The following is a 20,159-nucleotide window of genomic DNA, read 5'->3' on the forward strand; positions in this document are numbered from 1 at the left end:
TTACACATAAACGAACGGACATTTATTTGATGTACTGACCGCTGCGCAGCGCTTCGATACGTTTGTCCAGCGGCGGGTGAGACATAAACAGCTCGCTGAAAGACTTCGATTTGCCGTTTATACAAAACGCCATCATGCTGCCCGCTTCCTGCGGTTCATGGCTGGTTTTCAGACGTTGCAACGCTGCAATCATTTTTTCACGCCCTACCAGTTTCGCTGAACCGGCATCTGCGTAGAACTCGCGGTGACGCGAGAACCACATGGTGATAATGCTCGCCAGAATACCAAAGACCAGTTCAAGCACCGTCGCCACGGCAAAATAAATCATCGGATTGCCGTTACTTTCTTCGCCATCACGGTTTCCGGAAAGGAAACCAGAAGCCACCTGCGCAATCAGACGCGAAATGAAAATCACGAAGGTGTTCACGATCCCCTGAATCAGCGTCATGGTCACCATATCACCATTCGCAATGTGGCTGATTTCATGGGCAATAACCGCTTCGGCTTCATCCTGATTCATACTTTGCAGCAAACCTGTGCTCACCGCTACCAGCGAGGCATCACGTCGCGCTCCGGTTGCGAAAGCATTAATATCTGGCGCGTGATAAATCGCGACCTGCGGCATGGCAATGCCTGCCTGCTGAGACTGGCGACGAACCGTTTCCATCAACCAGCGCTCAGTTTCATTTCGTGGCTGCTCAATAACTTCACCACCCACCGAACGCAACGCCATCCACTTAGACATCAGCAACGAGACAAAAGCACCACCGAAGCCAAACAGCCCGGCCATGATCATCAGCCCCGGCACGCTGCTGGACTGAATGCCCGTCAGGCTTAACACCAGCCCAAAGACCAGCATAACCGCCAGGTTAGTCAGCAGGAACAACGCTATACGCATCATAAAATTTTACTTCCTCATTGTTACTTCGTTGTTATTGATTGAGTCACACCACCGGCACATAGCCTGCCCGGCTGTACTGATCCTATGGGCTTCTAGCACAGATTCAAGAGTCCCTGCCCGCTAAAGACCTAAAATCACAATACTTTACATTTTGAAGCGTTTTATTTCACATCCGTCGCTGAAATCTATGGAGTTACATGCCCCCGCGAGCTTTCATGCCCGATTTAGCACATAAAAAAAGCGCACCGGAGTGCGCTTTTTCATCTGACCACCGGGTGAGGAATTATTTCGCCGCGGTCTGGTCGCCCTGAGCTTTTTCCAGATTGCCCAGGTCAACGGCAATGTGGTCAGCTTCATCGAGATAAGGATCCGGTGCCACATAATCTTTCGGCAAGTCGTCGAGAGATTTCAGCGGTTTCTTACCTTCACGTTTGAAGCGTTCGTTCAGACGGCTCAGACGTAATGCATCGTCCTCTTTGTCCTCTTTATCACGCTGTGCGTAATTAAGGGAGGCGGTATCACGTTTGTCCTTCAGTGCTTTATAACGGGCGATATCCTGCTGGATGTACTGGAACTCAGGATCCTTCGCAATACGTGCTTCATGATCTTTCAGCAAGTCAGGCAGGAACGGTTTCATGTCGCCCATTTTGGTGTAAGTCGCCGCGTTGATGCTATCCCACGGAAGCGCGTTATCTTCGAACTTCTCACCCGTCTCAATCGATTCAATACCGGTTGGCATCAGAATATCCGGGGTAACCCCTTTACGCTGAGTGCTGCCGCCGTTGATACGATAGAATTTCTGGATTGTGTACTGTACGGAGCCTAGCGCAGGCCATTCCGGACGCAGCATCTGATCATAGATGCGGTTCAGTGAACGGTATTGCTGCACGGTCCCTTTACCGAAGGTCGGCTCACCGACAATCAGCGCACGGCCATAATCCTGCATTGCGGCTGCAAAGATTTCTGATGCTGACGCACTGAAGCGGTCAACCAGAACCACCAGCGGACCTTTGTAGTACACGACGCCATCGGTATCGCTGTCCTGACGGATACGACCGTTGTTATCGCGAACCTGCACAACAGGGCCACTTGGGATAAACAGACCTGACAGAGAAACCGCTTCAGTCAGGGCACCGCCGCCGTTGGTACGAAGATCGATAACCAGGCTGTTGACGTTTTGCTTCGCCATTTTCTGTAGCTGGACTTTAACATCGTCCGTAAGCCCCACATAGAAACCCGGAATGTCCATCACGGCCACTTTCTGATTGCCGACATTTTTGATGGTCATTTTGACTGCGCGATCTTCCAGACGGATTTTTTCGCGTGTCAGGGTAATAACATGGTTTTTAGCATTTTTGCCCGCAGGCAGGATCTGCAGGCGCACTTTGCTGCCTTTAGGCCCTTTGATGAGCGCAACGACGTCATCAAGACGCCAGCCGATCACATCAACAATTGGGGTTTGTTTGCCGGCCTGAACCTGGCCCACACCTACAATACGGTCGCCAACCGCAATGGCTTTACTCTTGGCCGCCGGGCCTCCAGCTACCATTGAATTGATGACGGTATAATCATCGTCACCCTGCAAGACGGCGCCTATACCTTCCAGAGACAGGCTCATTTCGGTATTGAACTGCTCGGTGCTGCGGGGAGAGAGATAATTGGTGTGCGGGTCAATTTCATGCGCAAAGGCGTTCATCACCAGCTGGAACACATCTTCGCTGTTGCTCTGCGTCAGCCGTTTCATCGCAAAATGATAACGTTTGGAGAGCACATCGCGGATTTCCTGATCGTTTTTGCCGGTCAGTTTAAGGTTCAGCTCGTCATATTTGACTTTCGCATCCCACAACTTATCCAGCTCAGCGCGGTCTTTCGGCCACGGTGCTTTACTGCGATCAAGCTCAATAGTGTCGTTGCCAGTGAAATCCATCGGACGCTCAAGCACTTTCAACGCGTAGTCATAGCGTTCAAAGCGACGTTTTTGCGCCAGATTAAATAAGGCATAAGGCGTAGTTAACTGACCGGATTTCAGTTCCTCACCCAAAGTGGCACGTTTGTCAGTAAACTGCGCCACGTCGGAAGCCATGAGTACGTTATGGCCATAATCGAGCATGTTGAGGTAACGGTCGAAGATTTTCGCTGAGAAATCTGCATTAAGGTCGAACTGACGATAATGTGAACGGGTAAAGCGTGCGGTCACACGCTCGCTTACCGTTGCATCTTGCGGGTCTTGAGTCAAATTAGGGAGTTGAGCGAGAGTCACCGGTGCACTCTCGTTCGCTGCAAAGCTGGTATTCACCAGCCCTGCCCCTGCCATTAACAGACCCGCGATAACGCTTAATCTGACAAATTTGTTCATGCCTGAGTTGGCCTCCGTATCAGAACTGCAAGTGTTCTGCGCGCACAATCATCGCCAGACCCGAAGAGAGCTGAACGCGAACACCGTCTTTGGCAATTTCCAAAACGGTTGCATCCATCGCACTCTGTCCTGCTCTGACTTTGATTTCCTGGCCAATTTGCAGTTTTGAAATGTCTGTTACTGGCACCTGACGCGGTTCACGTTTTTCCTCACGCGGTGGGCGAGGTGAACGTGGTTTGCGATTTTCCTGACCAGCCACAGCTGCGGGCGCATTTTCACGACGCGGCGCAGGTTTTTTAGCGGCCGGACGTGGACGACGTGGCTCAGTGGTTTCACCGGCTTCACGACGTTTAGCCTGTTGTTCTGCACGTTGTGCCTGAACGCGGGCTTTTGCTTCTTCCAACTGTTTACGGGCATGTTCGACGTGCTGCTCTTCGAGAACGCCACATGAATTACCATCAAGGTCAACGCGTTCTGCGCCAACTTTAACGCCATAAAGATAGCGCCAGCTTGAGGTATACAGACGCAGAGCAGAGCGTAACTGAGTTTTGCTCAGATTCTCTTCACCTTGCACGCGCTCGACCAAATCCGCAAAGATACCGATCTTTAATGGGCGTGCTTCGCCTTCGGCGGTAAAACAGAGCGGGAACCGCTCAGCCAAAAAGGCGATGACTTCTTTACTACTGTTCAACTTAGGTTGATTTTCCATGAAATTTCCTGATTACAACGGGTTTGCCAACCGGCGCAGGCATGAACAGGCGCCATTATAATGACGCCATTATTAAATGCCACGTTATCCGACGATCAACTTACGATCAGATTGACATATTTTTCAGCATCGCAGTTTTCGAGATGCTGGCAAAGCCCGCTGACTAACTCTGTCAGCCCCTGTTCATCGGCTTCATCGAAGCGCTGATAAACGGTGCTATCAATGTCTAATACGCCAATAACTGTGCCTTTCACCGTGATGGGAAGGACAATTTCGGCATTACTTGCAGCGTCACAGGCGATGTGGCCCGGGAAGGCATGAACATCACCAACACGCTGTACGGCATTTTCTGCAACAGCGGTACCGCAGACGCCTTTCCCTACCGGAATACGCACGCAGGCAATTTTACCCTGGAATGGCCCCAGCACCAGTGATGTGCCATCCATCAGATAAAAACCTACCCAATTCACGCCGTCAAGACGCTCAAAAAGTAAGGCACTGGCGTTCGACAGAGTCGCAATAAAATTGTTTTCTCCGGCGATCAACGCGCTCAAATCACGTTTTAATTCCGTGTAGAATGCTTCTTTATTCATGTAGTAACCAATAATAACCTAAGGGCACTGAGCCGTTCTGGTGTGCTTAACCTCTATAAAATAAGCATTAAATGCCCATATGAACAAGGTTAATCCTGTGTGACATCAAAAAGACTCACCTACAATAACTGTTTGCCGACCGCATAATACGTTATTTTGTCAAAAAAACCTGGCTGATATTGGCTCAATGGCCTCGCCTGACCCCTAAGGGGGATGCGTAATTGTAACAACAGGTATTCTTTACTATTCCAGGTACTATGAAAATACACACAATTTCAGCCCAGCTACCGCATATTCGCTACCAGCGGTGCAGTGAATGTGACTACCTTTTTGCGCTTCCCGCACTGTTGCGGACGCAAACGGCGCACTGTCCGCGTTGTAACGCCAAAGTCGAAAAGGGTCGGGTTTGTTCCCTGCCGCGTCTGATCACGATTGCCATCAGCATTTTGCTGCTGATGCCGTTTGCCTATACCGAGCCCCTTATCAGCATCCGCCTTCTGGGCACGCGTATTGACGCCAGTCTGCTGGAAGGAATCTGGCAAATGTCGCGTCAGGGTGATCCGGTCACCGCCAGTATGGTCGCGTTTTGCACTATCGGTGCGCCGCTGACGCTGGCGCTCTCCATTCTTTACCTGCATTTTGGCAGCAAACTGGGCATGAACCTGAAACCCGTGCTGCTGATGCTCGACCGCCTGAAAGACTGGGTAATGCTCGATATCTATCTGATTGGCATGGCCGTCGCCAGTATTAAGGTCAAAGAGTATGCCGACATCAATGTCGGCATTGCGCTGGCGGCGTACCTGATGATGACCGTCATGGTCACGCTGACGATGATTAACCTGAATATCGAACAGCTATGGGAAGAGTTTTATCCGCAGCGTCAGCCCAAAGGCGTGCCCTCTTCGCTGCGCTTGTGTCTGGCCTGCAAATTTACCGGACAACCGGATGAACGGGGCCGTTGCCCACGTTGTCATGTACCAATGCGGCTGCGTTATAAACACAGTTTGCAAAAAACCTGGGCGGCGCTTATTGCAGCAATCATCTTCCTGATCCCTGCGAACCTGCTGCCGATTTCGATTATTTATGCCAACGGACAACAGCTGAAAGACACCATTTTCTCCGGCGTCGTGTCGCTAGCCACGTCAGGCAACGTACCGATTGCCGCCATCGTGTTTATCGCCAGCGTTCTGGTCCCTTTCACAAAAGTTATCGTGATGCTGACGTTACTGATCAGCATCCATTTCAAAGCGATTCAGGGATTGAAAACGCGTATTCGCCTCTTACGGCTGGTGACCTGGATCGGACGCTGGTCTATGCTCGATTTGTTTGTAATTTCATTGATGATGTCGCTGGTAAATCGTGACCAGCTTTTGTCATTTACAATGGGACCGGCTGCCTTTTACTTTGGCTCTGCCGTGATCCTCACCATTCTTGCCGTTGAATGGCTTGATAGCCGCTTGATTTGGGATGCACATGCAACAGGAAACGCCGAATACACCGACTGAAGCACGGATAAAACACAGGCGCCGGATTTCACCCTTCTGGCTTCTGCCGTTTATTGCTTTACTGATTGCCGGATGGCTCATTTACAGCAACTACGAGGAGCGCGGGACGACTGTCACAATCGATTTCCAGTCAGCAGCGGGCATCGTTGCGGGCCGTACGCCTGTGCGTTATCAGGGCGTTGAAGTCGGGTCGGTCGAATCCATCAGCCTGAGCAAAGATCTGCGCACCATTCAGGTAAAAGTCAGCATTAAAAGCGATCTGTCTGACGCGTTGCGCGAAGGCACTCAGTTCTGGCTGGTGACGCCGAAAGCATCGCTGGCGGGCGTGTCCGGCCTTGATGCCCTGGTTGGCGGTAACTACATTGGCATGATGCCAGGGCCCGGAAAAGAAAAAGACCACTTTGTCGCGCTGGATACGCAACCTAAATTCCGCCTCAATACCGGCGAACTAATGGTGCATCTGCACGCCAAAGACCTGGGTTCTCTGAGCACCGGTTCACTGGTGTATTACCGTAAAATCCCGATCGGCAAAGTTTACGATTACGACATCGAAAGCGGCAACAACGGTGTGACGATTGATTTACTGATCGACAAGCGCTTTGCCAGTCTGGTCAAAGACAACACCCGGTTCTGGAATGTTTCCGGCTTTAAAGGCGATTTCAGCCTGAGCGGTGCAAAAGTTCAGATGGAAAGCCTGGCAGCGCTGGTTAACGGTGCGATCTCGATGGATTCTCCGGACGACGGAAAACCCGCCAAGGCCGACCAGTCTTACGTGCTTTACCCTGATCTGGCGCAAAGCCAGCGCGGCGTTGAAATCGACCTGGATTTGCCAAATGGCAATGGACTATCCGAAGGCCAGACACCGCTGATGTATCAGGGTTTGCAGGTCGGGACGCTGACAAAAATTACCTTGCAGCCCGATAACAAAGTCACCGGCAAACTGACTGTCGACCCTTCTGTGCTGGATATGATGCGCACCGGGACGCGCATCGAAATGAACAGCCCGAAACTCAGCCTGAATAATGCCAATATCAGCCAGTTGCTGACCGGCAATACGCTGGAACTGATCCCGGGCGACGGCGATGCGCAGAAGCGTTTTACCGTCCTCGACAGCAACCAGCGTCTGCTTCAGGATCCGGCCACCAGCAGAATTCAGCTGGTCGCGCCGCAAAGTTATGGCATTGATGCGGGCCAGCCAATCAAACTGTATGGCATTACCGTTGGCCAGATCATCGACCGCACACTGACTGATGAAGGCATCTTGTTTAATGCCGCTATCAAGCCGGAATACAAAAACTTACTGCATAAAGACAGCAAGTTTGTGGTGAACAGCCGCGTTGATGTGAAGCTGGGTATCGATGGTATGGAAGTGCTGGGCGCCAGCGCGCAGGAATGGGTAGATGGCGGCATCCGCATTATTCCGGGCGGAAAAGGCGAACCCGCGCAGAAATATCCGCTGTACAGCAATGCGGAAAAAGCCGCTGAAGGCATTCAGGGCGATCAACCAGGTGCGACGCTGACGCTGACGGCAAAAAGCCTGCCAGACATTCAAGCCGGTTCCGTGGTGCTTTACCGTAAATTCCAGGTAGGCCAGATTGTTAACGTGCGCCCGAAAGCCAACGAGTTTGACGTGGATGTCTACATCCTGCCCCAATACCGCAACCTGCTGACCGAAAAAACTATTTTCTGGGCAGAAGGCGGAGCCAAAGTTCAGCTGAACGGCAGCGGGCTGACCGTTCAGGCATCGCCGCTGGATCGCGCACTGAAAGGAGCGATCAGCTTCGATAACTTTGAAGGCGTGCTGACCAGCAAAGGCACCAAGCGTATTCTTTATGATTCCGAAACCTCCGCACGCGCCGTGGGCAGCCAGATCACGCTCAATACCTACGATGCCAGCAAACTTTCCGCGGGCATGCCAATCCGTTATCTGGGGATTACCATCGGCCAGGTAGAATCCCTGAAACTGGATCCTCAGCTCAATCAGGTTTCCGCCAAAGCCGTGCTGTATCCGGAATACGTCGACAATTTTGCCCGCCGTGGCACACGTTTCTCAATCGTTTCGCCGGAAATTTCGGCCGGTGGTGTCAGCAATCTTGATACCTTACTTCAGCCGTACATCAACGTTGAAGCCGGTAAAGGCGTTCCTGCGCGTAACTTTGATTTGCAGGAATCCACGATTACCGATTCGCGTTACACCGACGGTCTGGGCATTGTGGTTGATGCAGCAGAAGTCGGCTCACTGCAAATCGGCACGCCGGTGCTGTTCCGCGGCATTGAAGTGGGTACGGTTTCAGGCTTCTATCTGGGCGCGATGGCTGACCGCGTGAACGTGACATTGCGCGTCAGTAAAAAGTACCAGTATCTGGTACGTGAAAACTCCGTGTTCTGGCTGGCCTCCGGCTATGATTTACAGTTCGGTCTTACCGGGGGTGTATTCAAAAGCGGAACATTCCAGCAGTTCATCCGCGGCGGTATTGCCTTCGCAACGCCACCGACCACACCGCTGGCACCAAAAGCCGCCAACGGCAACCACTTCCTGCTCAATCCGGAAGCGCCGAAAGACTGGCAAAAATGGGGAACGGCGATCCCAAGGAATTAACCTATCCCGCGCTTTCAGAGGCCACCTTCGGGTGGCCTTTTCATTGTATTCGGCCAATACCCACGCCTTCATCTGCCGGCAAATATGCTAAACTCCGCGGCAGAAAATACCTTCAGTACTGGAACCCAACTCTTGTCAAAGCTCACCACTGCCAGCGATTTCGCTGATAAATTACCTGCCGCCTTTCTGGATGCGACGCGCGCAATCATGCCAGCCGGCCTGACCATGGAAGATTTTATTGCGATATGCCAGCGCCCTCTGCGCCCAAGTCTGCGGGTCAATACCCTGAAAATCAGCGTGACTGATTTTCTCGAAATGGCGTCAGGATTTCAGTGGGATTTAGAGCCAGTGCCCTGGTGCGCAGAAGGCTTTTGGATCAACCGTCACGCCCTGGATGATTCACGCTTAGGTAACGCGCTGGCCCATCTCGCCGGGCTTTTTTACATTCAGGAAGCCAGTTCCATGCTCCCCGTCACAGCCCTGTTTGCACACGACACACAACCTGCGCTGGTGATGGACGTTGCTGCTGCACCGGGCTCAAAAACGACGCAGATTGCCGCACAGATGGAAAACCGCGGGGGCATCGTTGCCAATGAATATTCCGCCAGCCGCGTGAAAGTGCTGCATGCCAACATCAGCCGCTGCGGCGTGAGCAATACCGCACTGACCCATTTCGACGGGCGCGTGTTCGGTGCCGCGTTACCCGAAACGTTCGATGCAATTCTGCTGGATGCGCCCTGCTCCGGTGAAGGCGTGATTCGAAAAGATCCCGATGCCATGAGCAACTGGTCAGAAGCCAGCGTGGCTGAAATTGCCACCACGCAACGCGAGCTTATCGACAGCGCGTTTCACGCCTTAAAGCCAGGCGGCGTTCTGGTGTATTCCACCTGCACGCTCAATGCGCAGGAAAATCACCAGGTTTGCCAGTGGCTGCTGGAGACCTACGCCGGTGCGGTGGAAACAGAATCTCTGGAAGATTTATTCGATGGTGCGCAAAAAGCGGTGACACAGGAAGGTTATCTCCACGTATTCCCGCAGATTTATGACAGCGAAGGTTTCTTCGTTGCTCGTTTTCGTAAAACAGACTCTGTACCGCGTTTGCCGGTTCCCGGATATAAAGTTGGCCGCTTCCCGTTCGCGCCACTTTCACGTCAGGACAGCGCGGAAATAATCAAAGCCGCCGCCAGCTCCGGGCTTTCATGGCCTGAAAAACAATATACATTGTGGCAGCGCGACAAAGAAATCTGGATCTTCCCTGCCGTGCTGGAAAACTTATTCGGCAAGGTCAGATTTTCGCGTATTGGCGTCCGCCTGGCTGAACGCTTTCCAAAAGGTTTCCGCTGGCAGCATGAAGCCGTTGTTGCTTTCAGCGTTAATGACGCCAGCAACCGGTTTGAAATTGATGATGAACTGGCACAGAACTGGTTGCGCGGCGTCGATATTTATCCTGAAAACACCCCGGTGACGGATGAATGTCTGGTGACCTGGGCAAATCAGCCGCTAGGGCTGGCAAAAAAAATCGGCAGCCGGATTAAAAATAGCCTGCCCCGCGAACTGGTCAGGGACGGGGCAACGCGGCACCAGACGTTTTCGAACGATAAATTAATTTAACTCTTTTCGTAATTTTCTGTGCCACAGGATCCTCCTGTTGGCGCAGAAAATTCTAATAATCCTTTCTTAAATTCGATAAAAAATAAGTCTGCTATGCTTTTAACCCGATTCTGCTCCGGTACATTTTTAGGTGAAATCAAGGTGACAAACTGCATGGAACAAATGACTGTGAAAAATTTTGTGCTACATATATTGGATATCCTTTTATTTTATCCATATAGGTTAATGGAATTATAAGTAGGAATAATCCTAGCCTGACATGTATTATTGCCCTCAAGATAACATTGCCAGTGATATATCATTTTTAGATATAAATCATAGTGCCTGATGTTGAGTAAAGACCTGCCAGTCGGAGAAGTATCATGTCGGATGAAATGAAACTCGAATCAGCAGATGGCCTGCTGTTACAGCAAATGGCCAGTCTGCGGGATATTATCGATAACAATTCTGACTGGATCTGGGAAGTCGATGCACAAGGACGTTACGTCTTTTCCTCAAATAAATGCATCGAGTTTCTTGGCATTCCGCCCGAACAAGTTTTAGGCAAAACGCCTTTTGACTTCATGCCGCCTGACGAAGCCAAACGCGTGGGTGAGCAGTTCGCTGCGATTGTTGAACGCCGCGCCCCTTTTGGCGGATTACTTAACCGTAATATCCGCCCGGATGGCAGCGAAGTTATTCTCGAAACCAGCGGTGTTCCGCTGTTTGATAACGACGGCAATTTCCGTGGCTATCGTGGCATCGACCGTAATCTGACCAGTCTGGATCAGGCTCCCGGACAGCGTCTTTTCCAGCTCGAAACCATTTATTCCAACGCCCCTGTTGGCCTGTGCTTTATCGATCTGCAAATGCGTTATGTCACCGTTAATGATGCGATGGCCAATATCATTGGTCTGCAACCGTACGAAGCGATTGGCCGCAAAATCGGGGTTTTCCTGCCCGGCCTTTCACCTTTGCTCAATAACGCACTGGAGATGGCGCAGCGTAACGAAACGACGCCCGACCGTGAATTTTCAGTTCCCGGTAAAAATCAGGTTTTCTTCGTACGCATAAAAGCGGCTTACGACGCACAAAATCAGCTGAACGGGCTTTCTGTGGCAATGACGGATATCACCAGCCTCAAGCGTATGGAACGGGCACTGCGCGAAAGCCAGGAGCATTACCGCAACATGGTGGAGCTGAACCCGCAAATCCCATGGACCGCTGACCCGCGCGGCATGCTCAATGACGTCAGCTCGCGTTTTCAACGTATCACCGGCATGACGCGTCAGGATATTCTGGCAGATAAATGGATCCAGAGTATGCATGTTGAAGACCGCCGGGCCGCGGTTCAGACCTGGGAACAATGCCTTAAAACCGGCGCGCCTCTGGATATCGAAGTTCGCTTCTGCCACGTTGACCGCGGCTGGAACTGGATGCGTATCCGCGCGGCGGCCAGTTATGCGACGGACGGTTCAATTCAGCGCTGGTACGGCACCGCTGAAGACGTTCACGAACGCAAATTGCTGGAACTGAAACTGGTTAAGGCCAACCGTCGCCTGGAAATTCAGGCCCGTACCGATTCACTGACCAAACTGCCAAACCGTCGCGAATTTAAAAAAGTGCTCAGTCACGAATATATGCGCGCCAAACGTAACCGTACGCCGCTGACGGTCGTGATGATCGACATCGATTATTTCAAACATTTCAACGACCATTACGGCCATCTTTCGGGCGATGCCTGCCTGCGTCTGGTGGCAAGAACATTGCGGAAATCGCTGAAACGCAGCACCGATGTGGTCACCCGTTTTGGCGGTGAAGAATTTGCCGCTATTTTACCGGATACTGATTTGAAAGGTGCATGGATTGTCGCCCAGCACATTATGGAATCGATCGAAACGCTGGGCATCAAACACAGCTTCAGCGAGTTTAACCGCGTGACCATCAGCCAGGGCATTGCAACTTACCGGCCAGATCAGGACCCGGATATCGAAGATCAGTCAGACATTGTCAGCGCGGCGGACGAAGCGTTGTATCTTTCCAAAAATAATGGCCGTAATCAGATCAACGCAATGCAGGTTTCCATCAGATTTAATCCACTCTGAAAGCAAATCAAAGGGGCCAATTCGTTTATTAAACACCGGCTCCTTATTCCTTTCCTTCCGAACTTTGGTTTTTCCTCTAAAAATTCGTTTCTTCGCTGCCATAAAAAAAATCCAGTGGCACTTTTTGTGCTGTCGACTATTCTGAGATCAGGGCGACCAACTGGTCGTACCTGATGTTACTGAAATCACTGGCGTCATCCTGGCAAGGAGTACCTGATGGGAAAATCGAGTATCAGAATTGGCAGTTATGAAATTGACGATGCACATCTCTCAACGCCTGAGGCAAAAGGCGGCGATAAAGTGCATATTCCGTGCAAATCAGACCCTGATTTGTGTATGCAACTTGATGCGTGGGATGATCACACCAGCGTCCCGGCGGTTGTCGATGGCCGTCATTCTGTGTTGTATAAAGAGAAGTACGATAAGCAGAAAGATGAGTGGATCATGCGACTGGAGTAACACTGCATGGCGAACGGAATTGTGTTCGCCATGCCGCTTGCGGTCAGTTACTGTCAGACACCAGAGCTATTCCGCGCCCGGCAAAAAAGCGGGCAAAAGTTTCAACCGGCAGAGTGACATCCTGCTGCGAGGAAATATCGTGACCCGACGGGTTATGGAAGGTCACAGATCCGACATCAGCGCGCGTGACCAGAACCAGATGTCCGCCCTTAGCCGGCGGAACAGATTCAGGGATACGAATCGACGGATGCACCGAAGCAATGAAAAACCGGTGAACATCGAGCTGTGAAGCAATATCTTGCGCAGAAATATTCACTTTGACCTGTGCGCTCAGCCCTAACTCCTGACGGACGTACTCTACAAACGGCGCGTAAATCAGCCCTTTAATATTATTCCCTTCACGGACATAAGCGCCGTACGTCTGGCTGCGCCGGGTCAGTTCGAGAATGGGTACGACAGTTCCGGAAACTGCCGCCAGCACCATTTTCAGGCAACACATTCCGCAGACATGATTGGCCCATTCGATAAATTCTTCCTGAGAAGCCGCGCCAGACTGACGCCAGAGGCGGATATCGCTGAGCGCAATATCACCGGCGATAATGCCCGCAGCGCAGGACGGATCTTCCCACTGGCTGAAATACGGTATTCGGGAAAGGGGTGAAAACGTATGAGGATTTACTGAATTGGCGGACATGACTCATTCCCGAACGACAGATCAACAACATCAGGTAGATCTTATGCCTTGAGGTTTTTGGCCTGATTTTCCTTCTCAGGCCACATGATAAAGTTAGAACTTTTCGATCATCCGGAACTTCATGAGCAACAGAGGCATCGTCGGTTCAAACATTTCATACTCTTCGAAGAAACGCTGGTGTTCCTTACGCCAGTAAGCCAGCGTGCGGTCACCTTCACCTTCTTCCCAGGCATGCTGCTCTGTTACCTGATCAAACGGAACCTGTTTCACTTCGGTCAGTTGTACCGCACAAACCGGGTTGTTGCGGCCGTCGACCACAACGAACACTTCGCCCGGCTCAGGTTCAGGATCATCATCGAGATTTGAGCAGGTCGCTGTTTTGGTACCGGCCATGACACGTTTGGCCAGTTCATCTGCTGACGATTCAGTATCACCAAAAGACCAGCGTTCTGCGTCCCTGTATTTAAGCGGGATCTGCGGGATCATAATTTATCCTTTCAATTGAGATAGTTCACTGCCATTACAGTTAAACATTAGCACAAAAAAACCCGCCACAGCGGGTTTTGAACGCAAGCATCAGGCTCAGGGTTTGCAATTATCCGGCATTTTCTGTGGCCACTGGCGCGAGCTGCCCGCGCCGTATAAAACAGAAATGCCGCACTCTTTATTCAACCGCGCGAGTGGCTTGCCTGTCGTATCGATCATCATCGACATTGCGGGCGTCGAGACAATCGCAACCCCACCATCAAACGGTGAAACTGCGCTATAAACAGGCGCGATCACGTAGTTACCCTGCGCATCTACAAAACCGTAGGTAGTATCCGTTTTAGCGAACGCCAGACCGTCATGAGGCAAACCGAGATCGGCGTAAGAGACAGCGTCAGCGGCTTTCCCCTGCCCGTCGATCCAGGTTTTTGTACCATCAGCACGTGTCAGAACAGCATGTCCGTCAACCATACGGCTGGCGAAACCTGCCACAGTCAGAACCAGTTTGCCGGTATTATCGACATAGCGGGTTGCGACCTCACTGTTTTGCGGATCATAAGAAACAGACCACGTACTCCCCAAAGGCAGGTTCCATGTCCCTTCAGGCATCGCGGCGACACGCGCACCTTTGTCGTCAATCAGCTCAAATCCTGCAGTTGTAGAACGTAATGCGCGACCCTGTGCAAAGGCGGAGCCCCGGGTATCGATAGCGGGTTGGATCTGCCAGTCACCCTGCGCCGACAAATAACCTTCCTGCGGCTGGCGGGATAGTTTCACCCAGTCGCCCAGTGCGCTGATTCGGGTTTGCTGCTCGTGAAGCTGAATATTGCCTTTGGCGTCCAGAAGCCAGGATTGCCCGGCGGCAGACGTTGCCAGAATGCGCCCATCACTAAACTGATTTACCGCCAGACCGGCCGTCGGCGCAATCCGGGTTTTCGTATCATTGCCAATGATTTCTGCAATCACACGGGACTCTGGCTGATCGTCCGTTGCCGGTTGTGTCAGCAGCCATAAAGCAGAATTGATGCGCTTAACTTTGGCGTATTTAGCTTCCACCATCGTTTTACCCTGACCGTCGAGGATCCCCCAAAGGCCTTTTGGCGTCTGAACGGCAACCTGATTGTTGGCATAATCACCCACATCCTGGTAGGAAGGCTGAATGACCATTTTCTGGTTAATGGCATCGTAAATTCCCCACAATGCCCCTTCAGCTGCCGTTTCGTGGTAACGGAACCAGCCGTTACCGACCGACTCCAGATCAAACACATCCGGCAAATTATAATGCTTGCCGGCGTGGTCGAGCGCCGTCAGCTTTCCATCCAGATAATCCAGCGCATAGCCTTTTACAAACGGAGATATGTTGTCTTCTGTCAGAGGAATAACCACTTTCCCTTGCGCATCAATCACGCCGGTGCCATCAGCCGTTCTGACAATAAATTGCCCGATATCTTCGCTGCTGTCCGCTGATTCAATATCCTGCCATTTGTTATCAATTTGCAGAGAACCGTCCGGTTTCAGGAAACCAGCACCTGTTTTGCTGGTTCCTGCCTCAGGGCGGATAAGAGCCAATGGCGACTGCGTGGTAACGTGGTCATCGCCAGCATTAAGCGGTTCAATCCGGCTATTTTCAAGCGCACTGATCGTCTTCGGGTTCAGCAACGCCTTTCCGGTCGAATCAACAACATTCACGACATCGCCCTGATCATTACGCAGCCACAGACGGTGATTGATCACTTCCGCACTGGAAATTTGCGCCAGCCAGCCGACATTCTGAGCACCACCAATCATTCCGCCTGAAGGTGCAATTATCGCGTTCACTTTTTTCTGCTCACCGCGGGTGGTCACCAGAAACTCACCGGTAGTCTGCCCCCACGGCTCGCTGGCGGCAGGCAATGTCAGCGGTTGTTTACGGCCGGGAACAAATACGATGAGATTTTCTTTCGAAGTCGGGTTAAGGACATAGTCCCCCGAAACCCGCAGAGCGGCGGCATCAGAATCGCTAAACGTTGCAATCACAACGGCGGAGTTATCCAGTAACTTCACACCATCAGCCGTTTTCGCCAGCCAGAAAGCACCGGTTTCTTCACTGACTGACAAGTACTTTTGCTCATCCTGAACGCCGTCTGCACGAATTAACGTAATTCCGTCGGAATTTTTCGCGAGTGCCACTGCCGGATTACGCGGATCAAGCGTAATGGCGGCATACTGTGGTGCAATGCGCCAGCCCAGATTTTCATCCACGATGCCATAACCTTTGCTGGCATCGAAGGCGATGAACAATCCCTGAGTCCCAAAAGGTTCCGCAACTTCCATTTTGTCTGTTGCTAAATGGCGAACACCATCTGGGGAAAGCAGCACGCTGTTAAACGACAGCTGCAAACGGGCGGGGAGGCCATTACTCAGAATGGCCTCGTCCACTAAATCACCCAGCGCTTTTCCAACCTGCGCGCCTTTGCGATCGATAATCTGCGACTTCCCGGCCACTGTCACAACGGCTAAACCGGATTCAGTAAAAGGTTGTACCGCATCGAAACCAGGCTGAATCAGCCAGTTCCCGGTAGTATCAATAAACCCCCACTTCCCCTGTTGTTTAGCGGCTGCAACGCCGTAATGATAATCACCGACATCTTCAAAGACAGGTTTTATAACCAGTTGCCCTTGATTATCCAGAAAGCCCCAGCGCTCTCTGGCTGCGTCAGCAGCCGGTAAAAGCACAGCCGCGCGCCCTTCATGAACATCACGGATACACAAGTTTTGAACAGCTGGCAACGCGTTACGCCGTTGTACATCGTTTTGCGAAGCTGGCAACGGAGCAAAACAACCGGAAGGTTCAGCCGCATTTGCAGAAGCTGTCAGCGTCAATAAGGCCAGTGCGCAACTGGTGTTCAATGCGCAAAGAAGTGCTATCCGTAGCCTTGAAGGTTTGCTGACAATCATTAGTTACTCCCGGTACCGCATGAAGGCGCTTTTGCAGGCCAGAGATAAGCGCCTTTTGCGTCCACGATTACGCGCTGATTACAACGCACCTGAATTTTCGCCTGTACGGCACCTTCCGCGTTCAGCAAGCTGACGACACCTTTGCCGCCCGCCCATGCGTGTTTTTCGCTGAAATTATCGGCCCAATCGAATTTAGGCAAGATAGCGAAACGGCCGGTCGTGCTGATATAACCAAAGAGGTTGCCGTAAGTCGATTTCTTCATGGCTGTGGCAAAGTTATTATTCATTGCGCCAACCTGATCAAAATAAGAACCGATCAGTTTCTTACCTTGTTGATCAACGAAACCATAAAGCCCTTTGCTGTCGCGTAACGGGATTACACCGGCACTGGCTTTATCTGCCTGCAAGCTGTCGAGCCCGGCGAAACGTTGGATCTCATTGCCGTCATTGTCATACAGCACCGTTTCGCCGGTTACATCATCATTCATAGTCAGTCGCATCAGTGAATTCAGTGGTTGAGCTTGCTCGAAACCATCCAGCGGAACAGCACCGTGATCGTTTATTAGCGTGGTATGCCCGTCACTAACGGCACGGCTCCAGTTCAAAGGCGAAATGAAACTGAATTCTTCGGTGTAAAAAGGCTGAATCTGCCAATTACCCTGCGCATTAATGGCACCAAAGTGAGGAGAGAAACTGAGCATTACCCAGTCGCCCTGCACTGAGCTTGATGAAGCTGCAATGGCTTTGCTGACTGGATAGCGGCCAGCGCTGTCTAACAGCGCGACGCCCCCTTCGGAAGGCTGGACCAGCCAGTGCCCCTGCCCGACTGATTGTGGTCTTGCCAGCAGGTCTTCGGCAATAGCCTGACCGCTGTTTGCGCTGTACAGGCTGAAATGACTCGAAAGATCACTGCGTTCGCCCGGCTGATCGTTATCAGACAGGGTGAAAACGCCCTGGCCAATATACTGGAATTTCCCGCTGCGGCTTGGATCCGGCGCAATTGCCCATACACCGTTGGTGCCGATAACACCCCATCCGGCATCGGCTTTTGCCAGAGCGAACCCCTCATTGAAGGATTCGATTTGAGTAAACTGAGGGGCAGCTTTAACGCTCTTGCTCGCAATATCCCATAAGCCCCAGCGACGGGCATCATTAACGCCTTCGGTGTAATACAACAAACCGCCGGAAAGACGCTGGGCTTTTTGCAAGATTTCCGCTGGCACATCCGTTACGCTGCCATTGCGGTCTATTAAGCGTTTGGTATCGGTATTATTACTGTTTTCGACAGCCCAGGTGTAGTCACCGGAAAACGCGCTGATCTGCTGATAAACCGGCTGAATAACCCATTTGCCCGCGCCGTCTACCGCACCCACTTTTTGGGTTTGCGTATGGACAATCAGCGGAGCCTGAGACGCATCGCCATCGATAGCAGCCCACTGAGGATCCGAAAGAACGTTGCCCTGCGAGGTCAGGATTGCCGGTGGTTTTGTGGTGTCTGCAGGCGCCAGAGCCGCCCATGGCAGTGTGTGCGCTACATCCGCAGTGACTTCCGGCAATGTGGCGATATCATCGGTCAGTACAGACGTACCCAATGGCTTCACCTGATAATCTTTCAGCGCAGCGAGTGTGGCATCATTGAGTAATGCAACGCCATTGTTGTCATAAACCTGTACTACCTGCGGTGCTTTCCCTTCAGTTTGCATGACCCAAAGGCGGTTGCCCTGTTGCAGGAACTGAGGTTTATTCACTTTCAGGGAAACAACCTGGTTATCGGCCCCAACGATGACAATACCTTTGCTGCCCGTAGCCAGCGTTGCCTTACCCCAGACGATAATATTTTCGGACTGATCGGCAGGAATATCCTGCACTTTTTCCAGTTTGCTGCTGAGCAACTGCCTGGAATTATCGTTGCCGGTAACCAGCCAGTTACCGGAAGAGAGAGGACGTACAGATTTATACTGTTCTTTATTTAATGAAACGCCCTGACGATCAACGAAACTCCACCCGTTTTTGATTTTGACAGCAACCACGTCGCCGCTAAGCTGAGGCTCATCGCGCGCTTTCAGGATCATCGGGTCAATTGCCCATTCACCGTTTTCGTCCAGATACCCCCAGTAACCGTCATTTGCGGAATCACGCTTTTTAGCGGGGATAAGCCCGGACTGCGGCAGATCGAGCGCCATCACATCGTCAGGCAGAGAAAGGGAGCGATCGGTTGCAGCATTCCACAGCGTAGGGGAAACCTGAGTTTGGACGCTTGCCAGCGCCTGTCCGCCCGCAAAACCATGGGTGTCGAGAGAAACAGCAAACGGCAGAGTTTTCACAACGGCACCTTTGCGGTCAATTAATGCCAGACGGTTATCCGTGACGACCAGCGCAGTACCCTGTGCATTGAAATCGGTTGCGCGGGTAAAACGCGGCTCAATGACCCAGTGGCCTTTCTTATCGATGTAACCGTATTGATCACCTTTTTTAACAACGGCGAGATCATGAACAAATCCGCGCGCGTCGCTGAAATCAGGTTTGATTGCCATGTGCCCGGTGGTATCAAGATAGCCCCATAGTGGCTCACGTGATAAGCCTACCTGAACAGCCGAAAACCCCTGTTGAAAAGGTAACTGGCAGTCTTTGGCCGTTTTTGCATTGCCACATGCCCGTAACTGCGAGTCATCCGCGTGTACCGGCAGGCTAAAAGTCGCATTCAGAACCAGGGCTAATGCGCTGAAGTTTCTGAAATATTTGAATTTTTCGGAGCAAATCATCCGATGCCCTTATAACTGGAGAAAATAAGAAAGTGTAGCGCACGTTTTTTTCATCACCCGCATTGTGCGCGTGTGAGACGGTAAAAAATCCGATAATAATCAATTTCAAGCGCACGCACATGCTATACACCTATAGGGTGTCAGCTTGTGAAAGAAAAAGCAGCTAATTTATTACCCTGTAACGAATGAATACACTTCATCACTGCATAGAAAGATAATCTCTGGATGTTAGCATCCAATTGAATTTCTCACCGGACATTAACCGCGTACCTACATTCACCCTGCATTGTTAAAAGTATGGTCATTTTCATTTACAGCTGCATGACTGACGAATAATTAATCTTCAGAAGAGTCTTACAAGTTTTGATTAAAGTCATTATTCCCCCTGCTTTACTCTGGTTTTATAGGTTAAAGAGCGTTATGTGACCAAAATCACTCCTGGTCTGGGTGACGTAAAACCTGG

Annotated in this window: 13 protein-coding genes; 5 read left to right on the plus strand and 8 right to left on the minus strand. The window is 51.4% G+C overall.

Annotated features, from left to right (window positions below; translation table 11 throughout):
- Window positions 1–22: 22 nt before the first annotated feature.
- The 4 genes from htpX to M2403_RS02055 form a co-directional block, all read right to left on the minus strand.
- Window positions 23–901 (minus strand): protease HtpX, encoded by an 879-nt coding sequence (htpX, locus tag M2403_RS02040; RefSeq protein WP_152325681.1) that lies wholly within the window; start codon window positions 899–901, stop codon window positions 23–25.
- Between the two features lie 283 nt (window positions 902–1,184).
- Window positions 1,185–3,257, minus strand: a complete 2,073-nt coding sequence (prc, locus tag M2403_RS02045; protein WP_165056876.1) for a carboxy terminal-processing peptidase — start codon at window positions 3,255–3,257, stop codon at window positions 1,185–1,187.
- A gap of 19 nt (window positions 3,258–3,276) precedes the next feature.
- Window positions 3,277–3,966 carry an RNA chaperone ProQ gene (gene proQ, locus M2403_RS02050; RefSeq protein WP_152325679.1) on the minus strand — a complete coding sequence of 230 codons (690 nt, stop codon included), beginning with the start codon at window positions 3,964–3,966 and terminating at the stop codon, window positions 3,277–3,279.
- Window positions 3,967–4,061: 95 nt separating this feature from the next.
- Complete coding sequence (locus M2403_RS02055; RefSeq protein ID WP_152325678.1) at window positions 4,062–4,559, minus strand: GAF domain-containing protein; 498 nt, start codon at window positions 4,557–4,559, stop codon at window positions 4,062–4,064.
- Between the two features lie 257 nt (window positions 4,560–4,816).
- Between M2403_RS02055 and yebS the strand changes: the two genes are divergently transcribed.
- The 5 genes from yebS to M2403_RS02080 all read left to right on the plus strand — a co-directional run bounded on the left by yebS (window position 4,817) and on the right by M2403_RS02080 (window position 12,817).
- Complete coding sequence (gene yebS / locus M2403_RS02060; protein ID WP_152325677.1) at window positions 4,817–6,064, plus strand: membrane integrity lipid transport subunit YebS; 1,248 nt, start codon at window positions 4,817–4,819, stop codon at window positions 6,062–6,064.
- A complete protein-coding gene (locus M2403_RS02065) occupies window positions 6,033–8,663 on the plus strand; it encodes a PqiB family protein (protein WP_217153615.1) in 2,631 nt (876 codons plus the stop codon). Before yebS ends, M2403_RS02065 begins: the two co-directional genes overlap by 32 nt.
- Window positions 8,664–8,747: 84 nt before the next feature.
- The gene (rsmF, locus tag M2403_RS02070) at window positions 8,748–10,274 is read left to right on the plus strand and encodes a 16S rRNA (cytosine(1407)-C(5))-methyltransferase RsmF (protein WP_259228489.1); all 1,527 of its coding nucleotides are present in this window, start codon (window positions 8,748–8,750) and stop codon (window positions 10,272–10,274) included.
- A gap of 362 nt (window positions 10,275–10,636) precedes the next feature.
- Window positions 10,637–12,358 carry a diguanylate cyclase gene (locus M2403_RS02075; protein WP_259228490.1) on the plus strand — a complete coding sequence of 574 codons (1,722 nt, stop codon included), beginning with the start codon at window positions 10,637–10,639 and terminating at the stop codon, window positions 12,356–12,358.
- Between the two features lie 216 nt (window positions 12,359–12,574).
- Window positions 12,575–12,817 (plus strand): YebV family protein, encoded by a 243-nt coding sequence (locus M2403_RS02080; protein ID WP_152325673.1) that lies wholly within the window; start codon window positions 12,575–12,577, stop codon window positions 12,815–12,817.
- Between the two features lie 43 nt (window positions 12,818–12,860).
- Here the strand turns inward: M2403_RS02080 and M2403_RS02085 are convergent, their stop codons facing one another.
- The 4 genes from M2403_RS02085 to M2403_RS02100 all read right to left on the minus strand — a co-directional run bounded on the left by M2403_RS02085 (window position 12,861) and on the right by M2403_RS02100 (window position 19,696).
- Window positions 12,861–13,511 (minus strand): C39 family peptidase, encoded by a 651-nt coding sequence (locus M2403_RS02085; RefSeq protein WP_152325672.1) that lies wholly within the window; start codon window positions 13,509–13,511, stop codon window positions 12,861–12,863.
- 93 nt (window positions 13,512–13,604) lie between these two features.
- Complete coding sequence (locus tag M2403_RS02090; protein ID WP_165056871.1) at window positions 13,605–13,997, minus strand: ASCH domain-containing protein; 393 nt, start codon at window positions 13,995–13,997, stop codon at window positions 13,605–13,607.
- 96 nt (window positions 13,998–14,093) lie between these two features.
- On the minus strand, window positions 14,094–16,934 hold the full coding sequence (locus M2403_RS02095; RefSeq protein WP_259228491.1) for a WG repeat-containing protein: 2,841 nt from the start codon (window positions 16,932–16,934) through the stop codon (window positions 14,094–14,096).
- Window positions 16,934–19,696 (minus strand): WG repeat-containing protein, encoded by a 2,763-nt coding sequence (locus M2403_RS02100; RefSeq protein ID WP_259228492.1) that lies wholly within the window; start codon window positions 19,694–19,696, stop codon window positions 16,934–16,936. The genes M2403_RS02095 and M2403_RS02100 overlap by 1 nt, the downstream gene beginning before the upstream one ends.
- Window positions 19,697–20,159 lie beyond the last annotated feature (463 nt).

Source organism: Rahnella sp. BIGb0603 (assembly GCF_024808755.1).
Lineage (GTDB): Bacteria > Pseudomonadota > Gammaproteobacteria > Enterobacterales > Enterobacteriaceae > Rahnella > Rahnella contaminans.